The organism is Chryseobacterium sp. Y16C (assembly GCF_022488405.1).
In the GTDB taxonomy this organism is placed as follows: domain Bacteria; phylum Bacteroidota; class Bacteroidia; order Flavobacteriales; family Weeksellaceae; genus Chryseobacterium; species Chryseobacterium geocarposphaerae.
The window spans coordinates 249,852-274,833 of the sequence record NZ_CP092711.1; the positions used below are offsets into that span (position 1 = coordinate 249,852).

A 24,982-nucleotide genomic window follows, 5' to 3' on the forward strand; every position below is an offset into this window, starting at 1 on the left:
GATTATTGCTCCATAGGAGCATCCTGTTAATAGCAAATAATTGTTAAAACCCCAAAAGCCTCGTAGAGGCGACCTGTTAATTACGGCAATGATAATTAACATTAAAAATGTAAAAAAGATAAAACCCTTGTCGGTCTTATTTTTTTGTCTAAATTAATAAGTGTAAAAATTACAAATAAAAATTTATGAAAAATTCCCTGATCTTCACTGTCACTTTTCTATTGTATGGTCTGTGTGTTTCTGCGCAAAATACTGACAGACAGGCGCCGCAAGGTTTTGATGTGGAAAGAAAAGATATTCCGCACGGAAAAATTGATTCGATTCAATATGCTTCAAAAACCGTCGAAACTACACGGAAAGCTTTGGTTTACACACCGCCGGGATTCAAAAAAGGGGAAAAATATCCTGTTCTCTATCTTCTTCACGGCATTGGCGGCGATGAAAAAGAATGGTTTAACCAAGGAAAACCGAATGTTATCCTGGACAATCTCTACGCACAGGGAAAGCTGCAACCGATGATTGTTGTTTTGCCGAATGGCCGTGCAATGAAAGATGACAGAGCAACAGGAAATATTATGGCTCCTGATAAAGTAGAAGCTTTCGCAACTTTTGAAAAAGATTTGCTGAATGACCTGATTCCATTTGTAGAAAAAAAATATCCTGTCAAAAAAGACCGTGAAAACCGGGCTTTAGCGGGTTTGTCGATGGGAGGCGGACAAACACAGAATTTTGCTTTCGGCAACATCGATAAATTTGCCTGGCTGGGTGCATTTTCTTCAGCACCCAACACGAAAGAACCGACTCAGCTTTTACCCAATCCGCAAGATGCGTTGAAGCTGAAGCTCATTTTTATTTCCTGCGGCGATGCAGACGGATTGATGCCTTTCAGCAAAAGAACCAGTGATTATCTGAAAAAAAATAAAATCCCGCATATTTTTTACATCGAACCGGGCGGTCACGATTTCAAGGTTTGGAAAAATGATTTATATATCTTTTCACAATTATTATTTAAACCTGTTGATAAAACTAAATTTGATGGATTTACCGTTTTGGGAACGCCTGCAGCAACCAATATCAGGAATGCGCAGTATCCTCAAATCCTTCCCGATGGAAGAGTAATGTTCAAGGTAAAAGCTCCGGAAGCGCAAAAAGTTCAAATCGATTTAGGAAAAAAATATGACCTCAAAAAAGACGCAGATGGCTTCTGGACAGGAACGACGGATGCACAGAGCGGAAGTTTCCACTATTATTCTTTGCTGATTGATGGCGTTGCAGTTGCAGACCCGTCCAGCGAAACATTCTATGGAATGGGAAGATACGCCAGCGGAATCAATATTCCTTTTGATGGCGATGATTTTTATGCTTTAAAAGACGTTCCGCACGGTGATATTCGCATCAAAAATTTCTATTCCAAAGTGACCAATTCTTGGAGAAGAGTTTTCATTTATACGCCACCGGGTTACGACCAAAATTCTTCTGAATCTTATCCGGCACTGTATATTTTACACGGTGGTGGTGAAGATGAAAGCGGTTGGGCGAATCAGGGTAAAACCAATTTGATTTTGGATAATCTGATTGCGAAAGGGAAAGCTAAAAAGATGGTTATCATTATGCCGGATGCCAATATCGGACAAGGCGGAATCCGAAACTTTGGTGAGCGCAATCTTCAGATGTTTGAAAGAGAACTGAAAGAATCCATCATCCCATTTGCTGAATCCAATTACAGAATTAAAAAAGGTAAAGAAAACCGTGCTTTGGCCGGACTTTCAATGGGTGGGATTTATACTTTGTATGCCGGAATTCAGAATTCTGATACGTTCTCAAGCTTGGGTGTTTTCAGTTCTGGATATATGTTGCCGATGCTTCAGGACGTTGCCGATAAACAGTACAAATTTTTAAATGAAAATAAATCTGCCTTTTCATCCAATGTCAAAAATTTCTGGATTTCAATGGGCGGAAAAGACGATATCGCTTACGAAAACGGTCAGAAAATGCTGAAAGAACTGGATAAAATCGGAATTAAATATTCTTACACAGATTATCCGGGAGGTCACAGCTGGCCGGTTTGGAGAGACAGTTTGCATCAGTTTGCACAGGAGCTTTTTAAAAATTAAAATGTAATCCAAACAGACTGTTAATGTTCTACTCCAAAATTCCTATACAATGAATTTCAACAAAATAAAAATAAAAGCACTCATTATCACGGTTGTTATCGTGTCGGGAAATATCACGGCGCAATCTTATCAGAAGACAGATTCGGGATTGAAGTTTTCTAATGATAATATGAATGTTGAAGTAAAATTTTATGGAGAAAATACGATTAGAATTATTAAATATCCCGCCGAAAAATCATTTGTTAAAAATAGCTTATCGGTCATTAAACAGGAACAGAAAACCAAATTTTCAGTTTCAGAAAACAATCATGTTATTTCATTAAAAACAAATGATTTAAATATTTTCATTGATGCTAAAAATGGCACGATTACTTACAAATCAACTTCAGGAAAAGAATTGTTGAAAGAAACCGGAAGCGATTTCAAACCTTTTAATGATGCAGGAAATCAAACTTATTCTGTGTATCAATCATTTCAACTGGAAAAAGACGAACCTATTTATGGCTTAGGAATTTTGCAGAATGGTAAAATGTCACAGCGAAATACGGATGTGAAAATGATTCAGAATAACACTTGGGATTTTGTACCGTTTTTTCAGTCTGTAAAAGGTTATGGCGTTTTTTGGGATAATTATTCTCCGACACAATTTACTGATAAACCGGACAAAACATCATTCTCATCGGAAGTTGGGGAAGGGGTGGATTATTATTTTATCTACGGAAAAAATGCGGATGGCGTAGTTGCCGGAATGCGAAATCTGACTGGAAAAGTTCCGATGATTCCGCTCTGGACTTATGGTTACTGGCAGAGCAAAGAACGCTATAAAAGTCAGGATGAACTTTTGGAGGTTGTTAAAAAATACCGTGATTTAAAAGTTCCTTTAGACGGAATTATCCAAGATTGGCAATATTGGGGTAACAATTATCAGTGGAATGCGATGGATTTCATCAGCCCTGATTTTCCCGATGCCAAAAAAATGATACAGGATATTCACGATATGAACGCTCATCTATCGGTTTCCATCTGGTCGTCTTTTGGCCCGATGACGAATCCGTATCGTGAAATGGATAAAAAAGGAATGTTGTTCAATTTCAAAACCTGGCCGGAATCTGGTAGAGAAGTCTGGCCACCCGATATGAATTATCCTTCCGGAGTCCGTGTTTACGATGCTTACAATCCCGAAGCTAGAAATATTTACTGGAAATATTTAAACAAAGGTGTTTTCAGTCTTGGTGTCGATACCTGGTGGATGGATTCTACGGAACCGGATCATCTCAGCCAAAAACCGGAAGATTTGGACACCAAAACGTACCTCGGCTCATTCCGGAAAGTGAGAAATGCGTATCCGCTGATGACGGTTGGTGGCGTTTACGACCATCAGCGTGAAACTACGAGTGATAAAAGGGTTTTTATTTTGACGCGTTCGGCTTTTGCAGGACAGCAAAGATACGCAGCTAATACGTGGTCGGGAGATGTGAACTCTTCGTGGGAATCTTTGCGCAATCAGGTTCCGGCAGGTTTAAATTTCAGCCTGACTGGAAATCCGAATTTCAACTCTGATATCGGCGGTTTCTTTGCCGGTGTTTATAAAAGAAACGGAGGCGCCAACAATCCGATGTTTCAGGAATTGTACGTTCGTTGGCTGCAATACGGAACTTTCACGCCAATGATGCGTTCCCACGGAACCGATGTTCCCAGGGAAATATATCAATTCGGGAAAAAAGGTGATGTGGTTTATGATATTATCGAGAAATTCATCAGGTTGCGTTACAATATGTTGCCGTACATTTATTCGACCTCGTGGGATGTTTCTAAAAATAATTCCAGTTTTTTGAGAGCGCTTTCGATGGATTTTTCATCAGACAAAAAAGCTTGGGATATAAATAATGAATATCTGTTCGGAAAATCATTCTTAGTAGCACCAATTCTCAATCCTCAATACACACCAGAAAAAATCGTAAAAACAGACGAAAATGAAGGCTGGAATAAAACCGATGCCAGCAAAAAAGAAAATTCGCTTTCCAATATAGATTTTACACAAAATAAAAACACAAAAGTTTATCTTCCGGCAGGTTCAGACTGGTTTGATTTCTGGACGAATGAAAAATACAAAGGCGGTCGGGAAATTGAAAAATCCGTTAATCTTCAAAGCATTCCATTATATGTAAAAGCGGGAAGCATCATTCCGTTTGGTCCTGATGTACAATACGCAACCGAGAAAAAATGGGATAATCTCACGATAAAAATTTATCCGGGGAAAGATGCAGATTTTGTGTTGTATGAAGATGAATTTGATAATTACAATTACGAAAAAGGCGATTATTCTGAAATCCCTTTCCATTGGAACGAAAATTCAAAAACCTTAACGATAGATCCCCGAAAAGGAAATTTTAAAGGTATGATTGATAAACGAAACTTTACGGTAATTCTTCCTGATGGTCAAAAGAAATCGGTGAATTATTTAGGAAAGAAAGTGAATGTAAATTTTAAATAATCTTAAAATATTAATATGAAATTTTTAAGTTTAATAACAGTTTTAGGATTTTTTCAGCTTTCCTTCGCTCAAAATCCAATTATCCAGACGAAATTTACAGCGGATCCTGCACCGATGGTTTACAAAGACACGGTTTTTCTTTACACAAGCCACGATGAAGACGATGCTTTCGGATTCAAAATGAAAGACTGGTTACTATACACTTCCACAGATATGGTTAATTGGACAGATCATGGCGTGGTTGCTTCCCTGAAAGATTTCAAATGGACTGATCCGGAAAATGGAGCTTGGGCACCTCAGGTTATCGAAAGAAATGGTAAATTTTATATGTACTGTCCGATGCCGGGACAGAGAGGAATCGGCGTCTTGGTAGCTGACAGTCCGTATGGTCCTTTCAAAGATCCGATTGGAAAACCTTTAGTGAAAAATTCTTCCGATGATATAGACCCGACCGTTTTGATTGATGATGACGGGCAAGCCTATCTTTATTGGGGAAACCCGAATCTTTGGTATGTGAAACTCAATGAAGATATGATTTCTGTAAATGGCGATGTCGTAAAAGACCCGTCCATTGCGAAAGTCAAAGGTTCGCCGGACCCGTTTCATTATCAGGAAGGACCTTGGGTCTGGAAAAAAAACGGACATTATTATCTGGCTTATGCTTCTACTTGCTGCCCTGAAGGAATGGGCTATGCAATGAGCAATTCGCCGACAGGACCTTGGGAACATAAAGGAATGATCATGGACAGCGACAAGCGTTCCAACGGAAATCATCCCGGAATCATTGATTATAAAGGAAAATCTTATGTTTTCGGATTTAATTACAATATCGGGAAACAGACAATGAGCAAACATTACGAACGTCGATCTGTTTGCCTAAGCGAAATGAAATACAATGCCGACGGAACGATTCAGAAGCTACCTTTTTGGAATCCTGAAGGCGTAAAAAGAATTGCAACGCTCAATCCGTACAATAAAATAGAAGCGGAAACCATCGCTTTCAGTGAAGGTTTGAAAACCGAAAAAATGACCGAATGGGAAAGAAATAATCCCTACGATACAGGCAAGAAAATTACCGACAGAATGGTCGTTTCATCCATCAATAATGGAGATTATCTGAAAGTTCAGGGTGTGGATTTTTCCAAAGGAATAAAGTCGGTTGAGGTTTCAGTAGCTTCAATGAATGGCGGAACGATAGAAATCCATACAGATTCTTCGGATGGACAACTTTTGGAAACTGTAAAAGTCACCGGAAAAGCGGAAGGCGATATTTTTAAAACCATCACCACTCCGTTAAAAAATATTAAAGGTATCCACGATTTGTACTTTGTTTTCAAAGGGGAAAAAGACCTTTTCTATTTCGATTGGTGGAAATTCAGTGCAGATTAAGTTGGATTGAAGCTGAATTTCCATCAATAGGAATGGGCTTTAGCCCATTTAATAAAGTAGAATACGGTTGGCTTTAGCCAAAACTTAATTTTTTTATGAGTTATATTAATTAAGATTTTAAAAATGTTCAGATTTAAACTTTTTGTTCTCAGCTTTCTCATTGCCGGATGCTATTTAAATGCTCAGTCAACCGTTTGGCTGGACCAGTTGGATTTAAACGTAGCAACACAGGGGCACGGAAAACCGGGCATCAATACTTCGGTGGACGGAAAACCTATAACCATTGCCGGCGATGTTTTCAAAAGAGGCTTCGGAACACACGCCGAAAGTTCTTTGTTGATTAAATTAAATGGTAAAGCAAAAAGCTTTTCAGCTTTAGTAGGATTGGATGACGAAATGAAAAATCAAAATCCCGCAGTTGAATTTGAAATTTATGGCGATAACAAAAAACTATGGTCCAGCGGAATAATGAAATTAGGCGATAAAGCAAAGCCTGTTTCCGTTTCGATGAAAGGTGTACAACAAGTAGAATTAGTCGTAACAGACGGCGGAAACGGACCGTATTATGACCACGCCGATTGGGCAGATGCCAAATTTGAAACAGCAGAAGGTGCAAGACTGATAACATTTAATCCTATTTCATCAGTTCCTTATATTTTGACACCAAAACCTGCGGCAACTCCAAAAATTAATTCAGCAGGTGTTTATGGCGTTCGTCCCGGCTCACCTTTTTTGTTCAGGGTTGCAGCAACAGGTGACAGACCGATGGCTTTTACGGCGAAAAATCTTCCGAAAGGTTTAACCATAGATTCACAGACCGGAATTATCACCGGAAAAATAGATACGAAAGGAATTTATGAAGTTCTTTTATCCGCTAAAAATGCTAAAGGTTCAGCCTCAAAAAAATTAAGAATAGAAAGCGGAGATAAAATAGCTTTGACACCAACGATGGGATGGAATAGCTGGAACTGTTTCGGACACGAAGTTTCCGCCGATAAAGTAAAACGGGCTGCCGATGCTTTGGTTAAAACAGGGCTTATAAACCACGGCTGGAATCACATCAATATCGATGATTCGTGGCAATTTAACAGAGACGGAAAAGACCCGTCTTTCAAAGAGAAAATGCGTGATGAAAACGGTTATATTCTGACCAATTCAAAATTTCCGGATATGAAGGAATTAACTGATTACTTTCATTCAAAAGGTTTAAAAGCGGGGATATATTCTTCTCCCGGACCTTGGACGTGTGGCGGCTGCGCAGGAAGCTACGGTTACGAAAAACAGGATGCCGAAAGCTACGCCAAATGGGGAATTGATTATCTGAAATACGATTGGTGCAGTTACGGCGGCGTGATTGACGGTTTGCCAAATAATGATCCAAACAAAGTTTCTTCCCTCAATTTTCAGGGTGGAGGAGATTTGGATAAAGGTGTGAAACCATTCAAATTAATGGGAGATTTATTAAAAAATCAGCCTCGTGATATTGTGTATAATCTTTGTCAATATGGGATGGGAGAGGTCTGGCAATGGGGAAATGACGCCGATGCACAATCCTGGCGGACCACCAATGACATTACTGATACTTGGGCTAGTGTCAAAAGTATTGCTTTGGCGCAGGACAAAGCAGCTCCCTACGCAAAACCCGGCAACTGGAATGACCCGGATATGTTGGTAGTAGGCGTCGTAGGTTGGGGAAATCCACATCAGAGCCGATTGAAACCGGACGAACAATATTTACATATCAGTCTTTGGAGCATTTTTTCTGCACCATTACTGATTGGCTGCGACCTAGAGAAACTGGATGATTTTACTTTAAATCTTTTAACGAATGATGAGGTCATTGCCGTAAATCAGGATGCTCTGGGAAAACAGGGCGTTTGTCTTCAAACAATTGGCGAATTGAAAATTTATGAAAAAGACCTTGAAGATGGCGGAAAAGCAGTGGCTTTTGCCAATTTCGGAAGGGAAAAAGTGGATATATCTTACAAAGATTTCAGGCAGCTCGGGATTTCTGGTCGTCAAACCGTAAGAGATATCTGGAGACAGAAGGACATTGCAAAAATCAATACATCAAATCAGACATTATCACTGGATATTCCGGCGCACGGTGTGGCTTATTACAAATTTATTTCATCAAAATAATTTAAATATGATTCAATTAAAATCAAAATATATCGTATTATCATTTTTACTGGCAGGAATTTGTATTTCTGCCCAAAATCCCGTAATCCAGACTCATTTTACACCAGATCCTGCACCGATGGTGTACAAAAATAAGATGTATGTCTATACCGGAGACGATATTCCCGGCTATGATTTTTATTATATGACGAAATGGAGAGTATATTCTTCTGATGATATGGTCAACTGGACCGACCACGGTTCTCCATTGTCACTGGAATCTTTCAGTTGGGCCCGTGACAGAGCCTGGGCAGCACAATGTATTGAACGTAATGGCAAATTCTATTGGTATATCTGCGTTCAGACCGTTGATAATAATATGGCAATTGGTGTTGCTGTATCCGACAGTCCGACAGGTCCTTTTAAAGATGCACTCGGAAAACCATTGGTGACAACAGGAACCTGGGATAATATCGACCCGACGGTTTTTATTGATGATGACGGACAAGCCTATTTGTATTGGGGGAACAGCAAATTATTTTACGTGAAGCTCAACAAAGATATGGTTTCCTATGATGGAAAAATCACCGAAATTCCACAGTCGGCGGAAGCTTTTGGAGGATTAAGACGTCCCGGAAGAAGTGATGAGGTTTTGCAGAAACAGGAACAGTTTAAAGATGTTTTTGTGGAAGGACCTTGGTTCTACAAACGCAACAAGCAATATTATATGATGTACGCCGGAATGACCGATCGAACCGAATGTCTGTCTTATTCCATAAGCGATTCACCGACCGGACCGTGGAAATATCAGGGAAAAATAATGACCGGTCAACCGACCAACAGTTTTACCAACCATGGCGGAATTATCGATTTTAAAGGGAAATCCTACCTGTTCTATCACACAGGATTATTGCCCGGCGCAGGAAGTTACGGAAGGTCAACTTCTATTGAAGAATTCAAATACAATCAGGATGGCAGCATTCCAAAAATTGCAATGACCAAAGAGGGCGTAAATCCCGTTGCAACACTCAATCCCTACAAAAGAAACGAAGCGGAAACAATAGCCTGGTCAGAGAAATGCAGCACTTCCGAAAACAAAAAGACAGGAGTTTATGTTTCCGATGCCAGAGTGGGAGGTTATATCAAAGTTCGTTCGGTAGATTTTGAAAAAGGCGCCTCTGAATTTTCAGCCTCAATTGCCGCAGGTGTTGACGGAGGAATTTTAGAAGTCAGATTAGATAAATTGGACGGAAATAAAATTGCTGAGATTGAAGTTCCTAGAACCGGAGGTTGGGAAGAATTTAAAACCTTAACATCAAAAATTTTAGAACCGGTTTCCGGCGTTCACGATGTTTATTTCGTTTTTAAAGGTAAAAACATTACAGCCGGAAGAGTGCTTTTCAATTTTGACCACTGGAGTTTTAAAAAGAAATAAGATAAAAATTCCCCTCCTCTGGAGGGGTGGCAAAAATTCAAAGAATTTTTGACGGGGTGGTTAAAATGTTCTGTATAACAATATAAAAACTGGATTCACCCAATTATACAGCTTACACAAGCGTTAGCGGCTTTTTGAGACTAAAAAAAATATTTATAAAAAAACTTTGCGCACTTAGTGTTCAAAATCAAAAAATTAAATATGAAAAAAACAATACTCAATCTCTGTTTAATAGCATATTCGGGAATATTATTTTCTCAGAATCCCATTATTCAGACCAATTATACGGCAGACCCTGCACCGATGGTGTATAACGACAGGCTTTATGTCTACACCACTCACGATGAGGATGATTCCACCTGGTTTGTGATGAACGACTGGAAGGTCTATTCCACCAACGATATGGTGAACTGGACCGACCACGGAAGCATTCTGAGCTATAAAGATTTTGACTGGGCAAAACGCGATGCCTGGGCAGCGCAATGCGTGGAAAGAAACGGCAAATTTTTTATGTATGTTCCGATGTGGTCCAAAACCAACAACAAAGGAGCAATTGGTGTTGCGGTGGGTGACAGTCCGTTTGGACCATTCCACGATCCGCTTGGAAAACCATTGGTACAGAGCGAATGGGGCGATATTGATCCGACGGTTTTTATTGATGACGACGGTCAGGTCTATATGTATTGGGGAAATCCTAAACTTAAAATGGTTAAGCTCAATCAGGATATGATTTCCTATTCCGGCGATATTGTGGAAGTGCCAATGACAGCAGAATCTTTCGGAAAAAGGGACGGAAAAGAAAACCCGGAAAGACCTACAAAATACGAGGAAGGACCTTGGCTGTACAAAAGAAAAAATCTCTATTATCTGTTCTGGCCGGGCGGTCCGCTTCCTGAATTCATTGGATATTCCACCAGTAAAAGTGCACAGGGACCGTGGAAATACGGCGGAATCGTAATGCCAACCGAAGGAAAATCTTTCACCAATCATCCCGGAATTGTCGATTTCAGAGGAAAATCCTATTTCTTTTATCACAACGGTGCTTTGCCGGGAGGAAGCGGTTTCACAAGGTCGGTGAGTGTGGAAGAACTTAATTTTAATAAAGACGGTTCTATTTCACCCATCAAGATGACCAATGGAATTACCAAAGCTATTGCAACCGTCAATCCTTATGCTTTTAATCAGGCAGAAATGATTGCGTGGTCTGAAAATGTGAAATCTTATCAGAACAAAGAAGCAGGCGTCTTTGTTAAAGCTAAAAAAAGCGGTGCTTATACCAGCGTGAAAAATGTGGATTTTGGCAAAAAAGGAGCATCAGCATTTTCGGCCAGAGTTGGAACGACACACAACAGCGATGTGACGATGGACGTTCATTTGGACAGTGTAAGCGGACCGGTTATTGCCACGGTAAAAGTTCCGTTGACCGGCGGAGACGACCGTTGGGAAACCGTGAAAACTGAAGTTAAGGAAAAAATTACCGGTGTTCACGATGTGTATTTTGTATGTAATGGAAAAGCAGCAAAAGATATTATGTTTTTCGATTATTGGACTTTTCTTGAAACTCATTAATTATGATTAAATTTTTTTTAAAACTATCACTCGCCTTTAGTATTCTCATTATGAATACTGTTTTTGCACAGGTTGCAGAAATCTCAAGTCCTGACGGAAAATTGAAACTGAATGTCTTTTCGGAAAATGGAAAAGCGCTCTATAATGTTACTTTTCAAGGGAAAACAATGCTTGATAAATCTCCACTGGGCTTAATCACCAATGAATCTGATTTCTCTAAAAATTTAAAATTCATTGACAGCAAAAAAGATAAAATTTCCAAAAATTACACCAACGAAAAAATCAAAAAATCACAAGTTAGTTATGCGGCTAATACTCTGACAGTCAATTTTACCAATGCAGATAACTTCAATATCGGAATTGAATTTCAGGTGAGCGATAATAATGTCGCATTCAGATATGAGATTCAGCCGATGAAAGACCGTTTGAGTGCAGTTGTACAATCGGAAATTACGGGTTATAGATTCCCTTCTCAAACCACGACTTTCCTTTCTCCGATGATGAAACCTATGACAGGTTTTGCCAGAACCGCTCCAAGCTACGAAAGCGGTTACAAAGCTGATGCAGAATTAGGAACAAAAGCCGATTATGGTTACGTTTTTCCAGGACTATTTCATATTGGAAATGACGGCTGGATTTTATTGTCTGAAACAGGAGTAAACAGTTTGTACTGCGCTTCTCATTTGGATACGACTTCAGAAAAAAATCTTTATCAGGTTGCTTATCCGAATATGGCTGAAAACAATGGTTTCGGAAGTACAGGAGCTGCCATTTCACTTCCGGGAAAAACACCTTGGAGAACTATTACGATTGGCGATTCTTTGAGACCGATTGTTGAAACGACAATTCCTTTTGATGTAGTAGAACCAATGTATGAGCCTTCGCAGAAATATACCTTTGGAAAATCGACCTGGAGCTGGATTTTGTGGCAGGACAACAGTATGAATTATGAAGACCAGAGTCTCTTTATCGATTTAGCATCAAAACTGGGTTATGAATATATTTTGATTGATGCGCTTTGGGATAAAAATATTGGAAAAGAAAAAATGAAAGACCTCATTCAGTATGCCAAATCCAAAAATGTTGGGGTATTGCTTTGGTACAATTCCAATGGTGCTGCGAATGACGCTCCGATGGGACCGAGAAATAAAATGAGCTCTTCCATCGAACGAAAAAAAGAAATGAAATGGCTGAAAGATATCGGTGTAAAAGGTCTGAAAGTCGACTTTTTCGGAGGAGACAAGCAGGAAACGATGCGTCTTTATGAAGATATTCTTTCCGATGCCAATGATTTTGGACTAAAAATCATTTTCCACGGAGCTACCTTACCGAGAGGGTGGGAAGTAATGTACCCGAATTATGCAGGAAGCGAAGCGGTTTTAGCTTCGGAAATGCTGTATTTTTCAGAAGATGTCCGCAAACAGGAAGCTTTTTTTGCGACTTTACATCCGTTCATCAGAAATACGGTCGGAAGTATGGAATTTGGCGGGACTTTCCTCAATAAATATTTAACAAAATCCAACAAGGATAAAAATAAAAGATACACAACAGATGGTTTCCAGTTGGCAACGGCGGTTCTGTTTCAAAATCCGGTTCAGATGTTTGGTGTAATGCCGAATAACCTGAGCGACGCACCGAAATTCCAGCTCGATTTTATGAAAGAAGTTCCGACGCTTTGGGACGAAACGGTGTTCATCGACGGATATCCGGGGAAATATTCTGTGATTGCCAGAAGACATCAGAATCAATGGTATGTTGGAGGAATTAATGCAGAAAAAACGGTTAAAAAACTGAAAATTAATCTTCCGATGTTCGCTGGAAAAACGGTGAAATTAATCAGCGACGATGCACAGGGAAATTCGTCAGAAAAAGAAGTGAAACTCAATGCGAAGGGTGATTTTAATATTGAAATTCAGCCGAACGGAGGATTTGTTTTAAGAAATTAACGGTCTTTAAACCTTTGAGATAAAAAAATATAAAAAAATGCGTTTCAAAAGCTTGTATATCTTCTTCATTTCGGGATTTTTGGTTTCCTGTTCTCCCTCACGCAGTCTGGAAAAGCAATTATCCAAAGACCGTTGGCTCACCACATGGGCAACTGCTCCTCAATTGGTGGAACCTAATAATCTTCCTCCGGAACCGGGACTTTCAGGGAATACTCTTCGTCAGATTGTCCGTGTATCTGTGGGCGGAGAAAAAGTACGATTGCGCTTTTCCAATCGTTACTCTACAGATAGTCTTGCAGTAAAATCCGTTTCTATTGCAGTGCCTTCCGATAGCTGCAATGTGAACGCAAACACCATAAAATCATTAACGTTTGATAAGAAAAACGATTTTAAAATTGCTCCCGGAGCTGATATTTATTCCGATGAACTGAACTTTGATCTGAAATCTAATTCTCTTTTGGCTATTACGATTTCTTACACAAAAGTAACTCAATCCATCACCGGGCATCCTGGCTCAAGAACAACATCTTTTATTGTTAAAGGTGAGCAAAGCAATGTTGCCACATTTAAAAATCCTGTAAAAACGGATCATTGGTATTCGCTTTTTAATATTGATGTTAAGACTGCGAAACCCTCGTATGCGGTTGCCATTATGGGAAATTCCATTACAGACGGCAGAGGATCGGGAACCAATAGACAAAACCGTTGGCCGGATATTCTTTCTCAGCGGTTATTGGTTAATCCCGACACTCGCAATGTAAGTGTCCTTAATTTCGGGATCGGCGGGAACTGTGTAGTACGCGGTGGTTTAGGGCCAACAGCACTCGACCGTTTCGATTATAACATCCTCAATCAGCAGGGGATAAAATGGCTTATCGTTCTGGAGGGCGTGAATGACCTGGGAGGAACAAGAGATGCTGAAGATGCTTCCAAAAGAGCAGATGAACTGATTGCGGCTTATCAAATAATGATCGACAAAGCACATGCTAACGGAATCAAAGTGTACGGAGCAACAATTCTACCTTTCGCAAAGTCGTTTTATGATAAACCTTTCCGTATCGAGGCCTGGAAAAAAGTAAACGACTGGATCAGGAACAGTGGAAAATATGATGCTGTCATCGATTTTGCAAAACATATGCAAGGTGAAAATCCGGAGGTCATCTTAAACAATATGCACGATCATGATTTCCTTCATCCCAATGAAGTAGGCTACAGGAGAATGGGAGAATTTGTCGATCTGAACTTATTTAAAAATTAAATCAAAAAAGATATAGTATGAATTTTACAAAAAACATTTCGTTACTTCTTACGTTGTTGTTTATACTTTTTGTAAAAGCTTCCGATCCTTTTATTTCTTTTGCTAAAACGGAAAATTCGGTGGTATTGAAAGAGCACAATTCAGGTTTGATGCTGTTTTCGGATAGCGATTCGGATAAAGGAATTCTGCGTGCGGTTACGAATCTTCAATCTGATTTTCAAAAAGTAACAGGGGTTCAGCCTACTCTTATTTCCCAAAGTTCCGGAGCGAACGGAATGCTCATCATTATTGGTGAAGTTGGGAAAAGCAAGACCATTGATGCTTTAATCAAAGCTAAAAAAATTGATGGAAATTCAATCAAAGGAAAGAATGAAAAATATATCATTCAAAATATCAGCAATCCATTTCCCGGCATTTCCGAAGCGATTGTGATTGCAGGAAGCGACAAACGCGGAACAATTTACGGAATTTACGAAATGTCCCAGCAAATCGGGGTTTCACCTTGGTATTATTGGGCGGATGTTCCGGTTGAGAAAAAAGAAAATCTATACTTTAAAAAAGGAATTTATACCGACGGAGAACCTGCAGTAGAATATCGCGGAATTTTCCTGAATGATGAAGAACCTTCGCTCGGAGGCTGGGCAAGAGCAAAGTTTGGAGGAATCAATTCTAAATTTTATGAAAAAGTTTTTGAGTTGATTCTTCGTATGAAAGGCAACTACATCTGGCCTGCAATGTGGGGAAAAGCTTTCTACGACGATGATCCTTTGAACGGACCTTTGGCCAACGAAATGGGAATCATTATGGGAACTTCGCACCACGAACCGATGGCTCAGGCTCAAACCGATTGGCATCGATACATCAAAAAGAATAATCTTCCGAATGTCTGGGATTATTCGAAAAATGAAAAAGTTTTGCAGGAATTCTGGAAATTGGGGCTGGAAAGAAGCAAAAACTGGGAAAAATTAGTCACAGTCGGAATGCGCGGCGACGGCGACGAAGCCATGGGAGAGGGAACTAATATTTCTTTACTTGAAAAAATTGTGAAAGACCAGCGAAAAATTATTACTGATGTAACAGGCAAAAAAGCAGAGAAAACACCTCAGGTGTGGGCTTTATATAAAGAAGTTCAGGATTATTACGACAAAGGAATGTGCGTTCCGGACGATGTAATTTTATTGTTCTGTGATGACAACTGGGGAAATGTGAGAAAACTTCCGGACCTTTCAAAACCTTTACACAAAGGCGGTTACGGTATGTATTACCACTTCGATTATGTAGGCGGACCGAGAAATTCAAAATGGATTAATATCAGTCCGATTCAGAGAGTTTGGGAACAGATGAATCTTTCCTACGAACATAAAGTGGACAAGGTTTGGGTTGTCAATGTCGGGGATTTGAAACCGATGGAATTCCCAATCAGCTTTTTCCTGGAAATGGCCTGGAATCCAAAGCAATTCAATTCGAAAAATCTTTTGAAATACACTGAAAAATGGGCGGCACAGCAATTTGGTGAAAAATATGCTAAGGAAATTGCAAGAATGATCAACCTTTATTCGAAATACAACCGTCGTGTAACGCCTGAAACACTGAATAGCAAAACATTCAGTCTGGAAAATTATCATGAATTCGAAACCGTTTTAAATGATTACAGATCTTTGGCTATTGATGCATTGCATTTGAAAGAACAAATTCCTGCTGAATATCAGGATGCTTATTATCAGTTGGTTCTTTATCCTATTGATGCGTGCAGCAATTTGTATGAAATGTATTATGCTGTTGCCAAAAACAGGGAATTGGCTGCCAAATATGATCTAAAAGCAAATTATTATGCCGATAGAGTAAAAGAATGTTTTGAAAGAAATGCTTATTTGGATCATAAATATAACAATGAAATTGCCGGCGGAAAGTGGCAGCATATGATGGATCAGATGAAAATAGGATATAAAACCTGGGCAGACGGAAAAGAAAATATAATGCCCGAAGTTACCTATGTATATGATGATAATGCTTCGAAAGAGAAAGTATTTCAGGAGAAAAGCGGTTATGTTTCCATTGAAGCGGAAAATTTTGCCAGAATGAACAATTCAGACCGAATCCATTGGGAAGTGATTCCTGATTTCGGAAAAACTAAATCCGGCGTGACGACCTTTCCACAAAATGCCTATCCAAAATCTGATGAAAATCTCTATCTGGAATATGATATAAATTTTGAATCCAAAGGTGAATTTGAAGTCCAGTTGTTATTAGCCCCGACTTTGAATTTCAATCATAATAAAGGTTTGCGTTATGAGATTTCCTTTGATGGTGAAACTCCGCAGGTTGTCAATTTCAACGGTCATTACAGAGGCGAACTCGGAAGATGGCAGTCCGAACATATTATTAAGTCTATAACGAAACACCAGATTTCTCAACCTGGAAAACATACGTTACGATTCAGAGTGCTTGAGCCCGGAATCGTACTGGAAAAAATATTGATCAATACGGGAGGTTTACAGCCTTCTTATCTGGGTGCACCGGAAAGTGAAATTCTTCACTAAAAATCAGCAGAATATTAATAATAATCTACGTTTTGCCTATGAAACATTAATCTATTTCACCTCTGAATTCTAAGTATTGTTTTTCAACAAAATAATGTACAGGAAAGAGCTAAGGATCTTGTAGTATAACTTTATTTACGATAGCTGCCTGAAACTTTTCGGGGTATTTTCTTGATGGTTTTTAATCATAAACTGTCTTGAATGGGATTGTATTATCCAAACTTTACTGAAAATTATCAAAATTAAAACTAGAACATTATGAGAAAAATTTTAAACCGGATGCTTGCTCTGGCGGTAGGCATCACCTGTACTCAATTTGCAGTTGCACAGACAGTGTTGCCTGCAAAAGTAAAAATCGACAAAAATATTGTGTATCAAAAAGTGACCGGCTATGGTGGTTTCGTGTGTAGTCCGCAGTTTGCATACAATCACATGACTCCGACAGAGATTCAAAAACTTTGGGGGACCGGTGCAACCGACGCAGGATACAATATTTTGAGGTTATATATTCCTGAAAATCAAGCGGACTGGCCGCAAGTTTTGGCAACTGCTCAACAGGCAAAGGCAATGGGGCTGATCGTTTTCGCAAGTCCCTGGACAATGCCTGCAGCCTGGAAAACAAATAATCATTCAAATGCAGTTTTTACGGATGCCAATGGTGTGCAGCAGATCGGCTATCTGAAACCGGAACATTATCAGGATTACGCTTTGCATTTGAACAGTTTCGTAACCTATCTTGCAAATAATGGCGTTGCGCTGGATTATATTTCAATTCAAAACGAGCCGGACGAAATGGCGCAATACGCAGGCTGCATCTGGACGCCGACACAGATCGCAAATTTTGTAAGAGATTACGGCCAGCTAATCAACTGTAACGTCATCGCTCCCGAAAGTGTTGGTTTTACGGATAATTTTGCCAACGCCTTTTTAAATACGGCAACTATGGCCAATTTTGAAGTCTATGGCGGACACCAATATGGAAGTATGCAGTCGGTGTACAAGCAGTTTCAGGCGAATAATAAACAGATCTGGCAGACAGAATATCTCATCAACTGGAACTCTAATACAAGTGTTCCTGCACGTGATTTCAGTTGGTCGATTGATGGCTTTTCTTTTGCAAGAGCCGTCAATAATGCGATGCTCGGAAATGTGAACGCATGGGTACATTATGCATCCAAAAGATATTATGGAATGATGGGGGATGGAACAAACGGAACTGTTGCAGGTGAAATGACCAAACGCGGTTACATTTTATCTCAATATGCTAAAACCACCACCAACAAAAACAGGATTGATACCAAATGGGAAGTGGCAACAGGCAGTCTGGAAGGTTCTTCCTATATTTCTCTTGATGGAAATCAGGTGACGTTAATGGTAATAAATTCTTCTTCAGATACTTATAACCTTAAGGTTGATCTTCCCTTTTATACTAATTCTGCAAACAGCATTACTACTTCTCAAACACAGAATATGACGTCGACACCGCTAACCTTTACTACAGATACATTTAGACCGCAGGTGTCTGTGGCACCGTCTAGTGTAATGACTTTTGTGTTTACAAAAAGTGGCGACCGACCTGTTTCTAACATGACCGGAACTGAAATTCATTACAACAAAATTGAAACTTTAGCGACAACAAATCCAGCATTTGGTACAGCATATCAGATTTCAGGGCAGACAGTGACATTTTACAATTCAACACCGCTTTTCAGTCAGAATATGACGGCATCAAACGGATATATTGCTTTGAATGACCGTTATAATAAGTTAGTTTTAAATGTTTTAAGTTATACGACAACGCTTGGTCAGTCATCATCAAATACCACATTGTATTATGTTGATAATGATAATGTGGTAAGAAATTACAATTATGGAAGTGTGAATTTGCCAGCACCCGGATCCGGAAGCTTTAATCTGGTTTTTGATCTTTCGAGGGGAACACTTCCATTCGGTTGTAAAGGGATTTTAGGTTTAAGAAGTGGAAATTACAGTTCGATCTTAACCTTAAACCTGGGTGATGTGTATTTTAATGTCGGAAACGAAAGAGCGGCAAAATTTACCGGAGCATATACTGAGACAGACAGCAGTCTTTTAGATGCGATGGAAAACAACCAGTATACTTCATTGGATTTCCGTACGGCAACCGGCATCACTCCAACTTCAAGCTGGATCGCTGGTTCTGAGAACAAGAACAGTATTTTTTATGTTAACAACAGTGTGGCAAATACCAATACCAATGTTATTTCAGGAACAAACTGCACGACACTGACGCTTTCAGATCAGGGCAAAGATTTCCAGGTTCCATTTGATTTTACGGCGTCTTCGGCAACCTACACCAGAAACTTCAACGGCTACGGAGTTGTTTTGTTGCCATTTCAGGCAGCAGTTCCGGCGAATGTAACGGCTTACACGATGATTCCCGGCTCAGGCAATGTGGCATGTACACCGATAACAGGAATGATTCCGGCCAATACTCCGGTGTTAATCGCAGCGACAGGAACGGTCACTTTCACAGGAACCGGATCTGTATCAACACCAAAAGCGATTACAGTAAACCAGGTGAATGGCGTTTATCACCAAATTAAAGTTTATGCAGGGGCGTATGTTTTAAAAACAGAAAACAACGTGACCGGATTTTACAAAGTGGTTGCAGGGAGCGAACCGATGATTGATCCTTTTCAGGGATATATTACAGAAGGAAATCCTTATACTGCAGCATTTTTACCGCTGAGTTTTGCTACTTTGGCCACCTCAGAATCTGCACTTACTGCTGATGAGGTACAGGTATATCCAAATCCTGTTAAGACTGAGTTTTTCATTGATCTTAAAAAAGGTAATGCCTTCTACACAATTTACGATGCGAAAGGAAGTGTGGTTATTTCGAAGAGGGAGATTTCTTCAGGAAAAAACAGAATTGAAGCATCAAATCTGCCTTCAGGTCTGTATTTCGTAGAAGTAACGGTTGCAGGAAATACATCTGTGCATAAATTAATCAAAAAATAAAGATTTGATTTTTCATCAACAGATTAAGCCATCAGATTTTTCTGGTGGCTTTTTAGCTAGAAAAAATTAAATAAATTAAGTGTTAATTATACATTTATTAGTTATATTATGATATATTTGCTTTTACCGAATTGAAATATCATTTTATAGTGGTTCGACAATAAAATGATTTAAAAATTTTATCGCATGAAAAAACTCTTTTTCTCTCTGTCAATACTAATTTGTGTAGTCTCTTCCGCACAAACTTTCAAATATCTCTTCCAAAATCCCAAACTTCCAGTCGAACAAAGAATCGAAAATCTACTCGGATTATTAACGGTGGATGAAAAAATCGGAATGATGATGGATAATTCTAAAGCCGTTCCCAGGTTGGATATTCCCGGTTACGGCTGGTGGAACGAGGCACTTCACGGCGTCGCGAGAGCGGGAACAGCAACGGTTTTTCCTCAAGCCATCGGAATGGCGGCAAGCTGGGATGTTCCGGAACATCTCAAAACTTTTGAAATGATTTCCGACGAAGCCAGAGCAAAATACAACAAATCGTTTGACGAATCCCAGAAAACAGGTCGTTACGAAGGACTTACATTTTGGACACCGAACATCAATATCTTCCGTGACCCCAGATGGGGAAGAGGCCAGGAAACTTATGGCGAAGACCCGTATCTGACTTCCGTTTTGGGTGTTGCTGCCGTAAAAGGTTTACAGGGAAATGATCCGAAATATTTCAAAACCCACGCCTGCGCCAAACACTTCGCCGTTCACAGCGGTCCGGAATGGAACCGTCATTCTTACAACGCCGAAGTTTCCAAAAGAGATTTGTACGAAACTTATCTTCCGGCTTTCAAAGCACTGGTTTTGGAAGGAAATGTAAGGGAAGTGATGTGTGCGTATAATGCATTCGACGGGCAGCCTTGCTGTGCTAACAATACTTTATTAACTGAAATTCTTCGCGGAAAATGGAACTACGATGGAATGGTTGTTTCTGATTGCTGGGCTTTGGCAGACTTCTACCAGAAACAGTACCACGGAACACATCCTGATGAAAAAAGTACCGCCGCAGATGCTCTGAAACATTCGACAGATTTAGAGTGTGGCGATACATATAATAATTTAAACAAATCTCTCGCAAGCGGTTTAATCACAGAAAAAGACCTCGATATTTCGATGCGAAGAATTCTGAAAGGCTGGTTTGAATTGGGAATGCTGGATCCGAAATCTTCCGTTCACTGGAATTCAATTCCATATTCAGTTGTGGATTCTGAAGAGCATAAAAAACAGGCTTTAAAAATGGCACAAAAATCAATTGTGCTGATGAAAAATGAGAATAATATTTTGCCTTTAAATAAAAACATCAAAAAAATCGCCGTTGTCGGTCCAAACGCTGATGACGGATTGATGCAGTTGGGAAATTATAACGGAACACCTTCTTCCATTGTAACGATTTTGGACGGTATCAAAACCAAATTTCCAAACGCAAAAATCATTTATGAAAAAGGAACTGAAGTTGCCGATCCATCTTCCAGAACTTCGCTTTACCAAAACTTTTTAAGCCAGAAAAACGGCGAAAAAGGAATGAAAGTAACGTTTTTCAACAATAATGAATTCAAGGGAACTCCTGCCAATATTTCAGTCAATAAAGCTGGAATCAACTACAACAGTTTTGGCGGGACTCAGCTTGCCCCGAATGTCGGAAGAGAAAATACCTCGGCGATTATTTCAGGCGTTTTCAAAAGTCCTTACACGGGTGATGTGATTCTTTCGCCATCAACATCCGATATTTACACACTTTTTGTTGACGGAAAAGAAATTGCCACCAGAAAAGGTCCCGACGCAAGACATCCTTCAGAATTTCCTGTAAAAATGGAAAAAGGGAAAGAGTATAACATTGAATTACGTCACACCCAAAAAGGGAAATATGTAAGCATCACATTCGATGTGTACAGAAAAGACCCTGTCAATTTTGCTGCAGTAAAGGAAAAAGTGAAAGATGCGGACGTCATTGTCTTCGCGGGCGGACTTTCTCCAAGTCTGGAAGGCGAAGAAATGATGGTGAATGCAGAAGGTTTCAAAGGCGGCGATAAAACGTCTATCGACCTTCCTAAAGTTCAACGCGAATTGCTGGCTGAACTAAGAAAAACAGGAAAACCTGTCGTTTTTGTACTTTGTACAGGAAGTTCATTAGGTTTAGCGCAGGATGAAAAAAATTATGATGCGTTAATTAGCGCTTGGTATGGCGGACAATCCGGCGGAACTGCCGTTGCAGACGTTTTGGCGGGAGATTACAATCCATCCGGAAGATTACCGATTACATTCTATAAAAATCTGGAACAGCTTGACAATAATTTATCTAAAACCAGCAAACATCAGGGTTTTGAAAATTACGATATGATCGGAAGAACCTACCGTTATATGACTGAAAAACCGTTGTACGCTTTCGGTCACGGGTTGAGTTATTCAAAATTTGTTTACGGAAATGCTAAACTGAACAAAAACACTATCAATGCTAATGAAAATCTGACGATTACAGTTCCAGTTACCAATAATTCGGAAAGAGATGGAGAGGAAGTGATTCAGGTTTATGTGAAAAGAAATAATGATGCTTCGGCACCAGTAAAGACTTTGAGAGCTTTTGAAAGGGCTTTAATTAAATCTAAGGAAACAAAAAATATTCAATTAACGATTTCTAAAGATTCATTTAAATTTTATGATGAAAAAATAGATGATTTGGCTCCGAAAGCAGGGGATTACACGATTTTCTACGGCGGAACTTCTGATGAATCAGGATTGAAAAGTCTTCAATTGAAAGTAAATTAAACTCTTACAATTAAAATTTATATTAAAGTCAGTTTAAAAATATAGTATTAGAGATGTCACACTGAGCGCAGTCGAAGTGTCTCTGCGATAAAAACCAATCAATGAAAACAAAAACCAAAATATTCACAGCCGCTATTTCGCTAAGTGTTGCATTTTTTTCAGCCCAAAATAAAACTATCAAAACCCATTTCCTTGATTTGGATGGAACTTCTACCAACATCAAAATTCAGCCGACGATGTATGGAATATTCTTCGAGGACATCAACTTTGCGGCAGATGGCGGATTATATGCTGAATTAATTAAAAACCGCAGTTTTGAGTTTGATGAGCCTTTAACAGGCTGGAAACAACCCAACACAAAAACATTGTCTCCAAACTTGGATTCCGGTTTTTTAACAATTATAACTGACAAATCTAAAACCAATAAAAACTACGCAAGAATCACGGTTTGGAATGATAAAAACTATTCGTTGGAAAATAAAGGTTTCAGAGGAATTGGTTTGCATCAAGGGGAGAAATATGACTTAAGTTTCAATTTAGAAAACATTTCAGGCAATATTTCTGCCATCAATACAAGTTTGATTGATGAAAATGGAACGGTGATTTCTTCAGTTTCTACAATCATCAAAGGCGGAGGCTGGCAAAAATACAATGCTGTTTTCTCACCTTCCAAAACTGTTGAAAAAGCAAAGCTTCAAATCACTTTCACCGGAAAAGGTGTTGTGAATATGGATATGATTTCACTGTTTCCGCAAGACACCTGGAAAAACCGGAAGGGTGGCTTAAGAAAAGATCTGGTTCAAAAATTATACGATTTGCAGCCGGGATTTTTACGTTTTCCGGGCGGTTGTATTGTCGAAGGAAGAACCTTGGCGGAACGTTATCAGTGGAAAAAAACAATTGGTAAAGTAGAAGACCGCGAAAATCTTATCAATAAATGGAACAACGGATTCGCCCATCGTCTCACGCCGGATTACTGGCAATCTTTCGGGCTTGGTTTTTTTGAATATTTTCAGTTGGCGGAAGATTTAGGTGCAGAACCGCTTCCTATTTTAAGCTGCGGAATGGCCTGTCAGTTCAATACTGCCGAACTTGTAAAAATAGAGGATTTAGACCCTTACATTCAGGATGCTTTGGATTTGATTGAATTTGCAAACGGTGATTCCACCACGAAATGGGGAAAGATCCGTACAGAAATGGGACATTCGAAACCTTTTAATATGAAATTCATCGGCGTTGGAAATGAACAGTGGGGAGCGGATTATATTGAACGCTACAAAGTTTTTGAAAAAGCGATTCACGCCAAATATCCCGATATCAAAATCATTTCCGGAAGCGGGCCGTCTCCCGATGGCGAATTTTTCGATTACGGCTGGAAAGAACTTAAAAAACTGAATGCTCAGATTGTGGACGAACATTACTACAATTCTCCTGAATGGTTCTTAAAAAATGCGGATAGATATGATAAATACGATAGAAGAGGACCAAAAGTTTTTGCCGGAGAATATGCCGCACAATCGGTTGGCGTTGTAAAACCTGATAATAAAAATAACTGGCTTACCGCACTTTCGGAAGCCGCTTTTATGACCGGACTGGAACGCAATGCAGATGTTGTGACAATGACTTCCTACGCACCGCTTTTCGCCCACGCAGAAGGTTGGCAATGGACACCGGATTTGATTTGGTTCAATAATTTAAAATCTTACGCTACTCCCAATTATTACGTTCAGAAATTATTCTCCAACAACAAAGGAACAGATTTAATTAAAATCTCCGAAAACGGAAAACCGTTGAAAGGCGAGAACAATCTCTATGCATCGGCGGTTCGTGATCTTAAAAAAGGAGAAACCATCATTAAAATTGTTAATGCTGATCCTCAGGAAACCTCAGTTGAAATCAATCCGGAAAATAGTAAAATGGGCAGTCAATTCACCAAAATTGTACTGACTTCTGCGGGACTTTCCGATGAAAATAATTTCCAATCAGAAGCCATTACACCAAAAGAAGAAACGCAGGCCATTAAAAAAGGAAAGATTTCTGTTGAAATTCCGGCAAATTCTTTAGTTATTTTGAAAATAAAATAGCTTCAAAATACCATAAATAAAGGATAATTTAAAATTAAGTGTAAATATTACATTTATTTAAAATAGAATCTTATATTTGTTTTAACTCTTAAACTAAAAACCGGAGAATTCTTTAAGGTAAATGAAAACTTAATGAAAAATTTTTGTAGAATGTAATCCATTGCATCGGTTATTTTAAAAAGAGCTAAAAACAATAATCAAAATAAATCACTTTC

General features: G+C 39.2%; 12 protein-coding genes. All 12 read left to right on the forward strand.

Annotation, left to right across the window (positions count from 1 at the left end):
- Window positions 1-185 precede the first annotated feature (185 nt).
- The 12 genes from MKS83_RS01080 to MKS83_RS01135 all read left to right on the forward strand — a co-directional run bounded on the left by MKS83_RS01080 (window position 186) and on the right by MKS83_RS01135 (window position 24,767).
- On the forward strand, window positions 186-2,114 hold the full coding sequence (locus MKS83_RS01080; RefSeq protein WP_240581596.1) for an alpha/beta hydrolase-fold protein: 1,929 nt from the start codon (window positions 186-188) through the stop codon (window positions 2,112-2,114).
- Window positions 2,115-2,163: 49 nt separating this feature from the next.
- Window positions 2,164-4,608, forward strand: coding sequence for a TIM-barrel domain-containing protein (locus tag MKS83_RS01085; protein ID WP_240581597.1), 2,445 nt, complete (start codon window positions 2,164-2,166; stop codon window positions 4,606-4,608).
- Window positions 4,609-4,623: 15 nt separating this feature from the next.
- Window positions 4,624-5,997 (forward strand): glycoside hydrolase family 43 protein, encoded by a 1,374-nt coding sequence (locus MKS83_RS01090; RefSeq protein WP_240581598.1) that lies wholly within the window; start codon window positions 4,624-4,626, stop codon window positions 5,995-5,997.
- A gap of 123 nt (window positions 5,998-6,120) precedes the next feature.
- Window positions 6,121-8,139 carry an NPCBM/NEW2 domain-containing protein gene (locus tag MKS83_RS01095; RefSeq protein ID WP_240581599.1) on the forward strand — a complete coding sequence of 673 codons (2,019 nt, stop codon included), beginning with the start codon at window positions 6,121-6,123 and terminating at the stop codon, window positions 8,137-8,139.
- A 7-nt stretch (window positions 8,140-8,146) separates the two neighbouring features.
- Window positions 8,147-9,553: a glycoside hydrolase family 43 protein gene (locus MKS83_RS01100; RefSeq protein ID WP_240581600.1), complete on the forward strand. Its 1,407-nt coding sequence runs from the start codon at window positions 8,147-8,149 to the stop codon at window positions 9,551-9,553.
- A 201-nt stretch (window positions 9,554-9,754) separates the two neighbouring features.
- Window positions 9,755-11,122, forward strand: a complete 1,368-nt coding sequence (locus tag MKS83_RS01105) for a glycoside hydrolase family 43 protein (RefSeq protein WP_240581601.1) — start codon at window positions 9,755-9,757, stop codon at window positions 11,120-11,122.
- A gap of 2 nt (window positions 11,123-11,124) precedes the next feature.
- Complete coding sequence (locus MKS83_RS01110) at window positions 11,125-13,068, forward strand: glycoside hydrolase family 97 protein (protein WP_240581602.1); 1,944 nt, start codon at window positions 11,125-11,127, stop codon at window positions 13,066-13,068.
- Window positions 13,069-13,105: 37 nt separating this feature from the next.
- Entirely contained in the window at window positions 13,106-14,326 is a 1,221-nt protein-coding gene (locus MKS83_RS01115; RefSeq protein WP_240581603.1) for an SGNH/GDSL hydrolase family protein, read from the forward strand.
- 17 nt (window positions 14,327-14,343) lie between these two features.
- A complete protein-coding gene (locus tag MKS83_RS01120; protein WP_240581604.1) occupies window positions 14,344-16,866 on the forward strand; it encodes a glycosyl hydrolase 115 family protein in 2,523 nt (840 codons plus the stop codon).
- A gap of 258 nt (window positions 16,867-17,124) precedes the next feature.
- The gene (locus MKS83_RS01125) at window positions 17,125-19,869 is read left to right on the forward strand and encodes a T9SS type A sorting domain-containing protein (RefSeq protein WP_240581605.1); all 2,745 of its coding nucleotides are present in this window, start codon (window positions 17,125-17,127) and stop codon (window positions 19,867-19,869) included.
- A 186-nt stretch (window positions 19,870-20,055) separates the two neighbouring features.
- Window positions 20,056-22,683: a glycoside hydrolase family 3 C-terminal domain-containing protein gene (locus MKS83_RS01130; protein WP_240581606.1), complete on the forward strand. Its 2,628-nt coding sequence runs from the start codon at window positions 20,056-20,058 to the stop codon at window positions 22,681-22,683.
- Between the two features lie 101 nt (window positions 22,684-22,784).
- The gene (locus tag MKS83_RS01135; protein WP_240581607.1) at window positions 22,785-24,767 is read left to right on the forward strand and encodes an alpha-L-arabinofuranosidase C-terminal domain-containing protein; all 1,983 of its coding nucleotides are present in this window, start codon (window positions 22,785-22,787) and stop codon (window positions 24,765-24,767) included.
- Window positions 24,768-24,982 lie beyond the last annotated feature (215 nt).

Excerpts from the sequence above, each read along its gene's own strand:
- MKS83_RS01085 (WP_240581597.1), top strand. The coding sequence starts at position 2,164 with ATGAATTTCAACAAAATAAAAATAAAAGCACTCATTATCACGGTTGTT.
- MKS83_RS01110 (WP_240581602.1), top strand. The coding sequence starts at position 11,125 with ATGATTAAATTTTTTTTAAAACTATCACTCGCCTTTAGTATTCTCATT.
- MKS83_RS01100 (WP_240581600.1), top strand. The coding sequence starts at position 8,147 with ATGATTCAATTAAAATCAAAATATATCGTATTATCATTTTTACTGGCA.
- MKS83_RS01080 (WP_240581596.1), top strand. The coding sequence starts at position 186 with ATGAAAAATTCCCTGATCTTCACTGTCACTTTTCTATTGTATGGTCTG.
- MKS83_RS01120 (WP_240581604.1), top strand. The coding sequence starts at position 14,344 with ATGAATTTTACAAAAAACATTTCGTTACTTCTTACGTTGTTGTTTATA.
- MKS83_RS01130 (WP_240581606.1), top strand. The coding sequence starts at position 20,056 with ATGAAAAAACTCTTTTTCTCTCTGTCAATACTAATTTGTGTAGTCTCT.
- MKS83_RS01135 (WP_240581607.1), top strand. The coding sequence starts at position 22,785 with ATGAAAACAAAAACCAAAATATTCACAGCCGCTATTTCGCTAAGTGTT.
- MKS83_RS01090 (WP_240581598.1), top strand. The coding sequence starts at position 4,624 with ATGAAATTTTTAAGTTTAATAACAGTTTTAGGATTTTTTCAGCTTTCC.
- MKS83_RS01115 (WP_240581603.1), top strand. The coding sequence starts at position 13,106 with ATGCGTTTCAAAAGCTTGTATATCTTCTTCATTTCGGGATTTTTGGTT.
- MKS83_RS01125 (WP_240581605.1), top strand. The coding sequence starts at position 17,125 with ATGAGAAAAATTTTAAACCGGATGCTTGCTCTGGCGGTAGGCATCACC.
- MKS83_RS01105 (WP_240581601.1), top strand. The coding sequence starts at position 9,755 with ATGAAAAAAACAATACTCAATCTCTGTTTAATAGCATATTCGGGAATA.
- MKS83_RS01095 (WP_240581599.1), top strand. The coding sequence starts at position 6,121 with ATGTTCAGATTTAAACTTTTTGTTCTCAGCTTTCTCATTGCCGGATGC.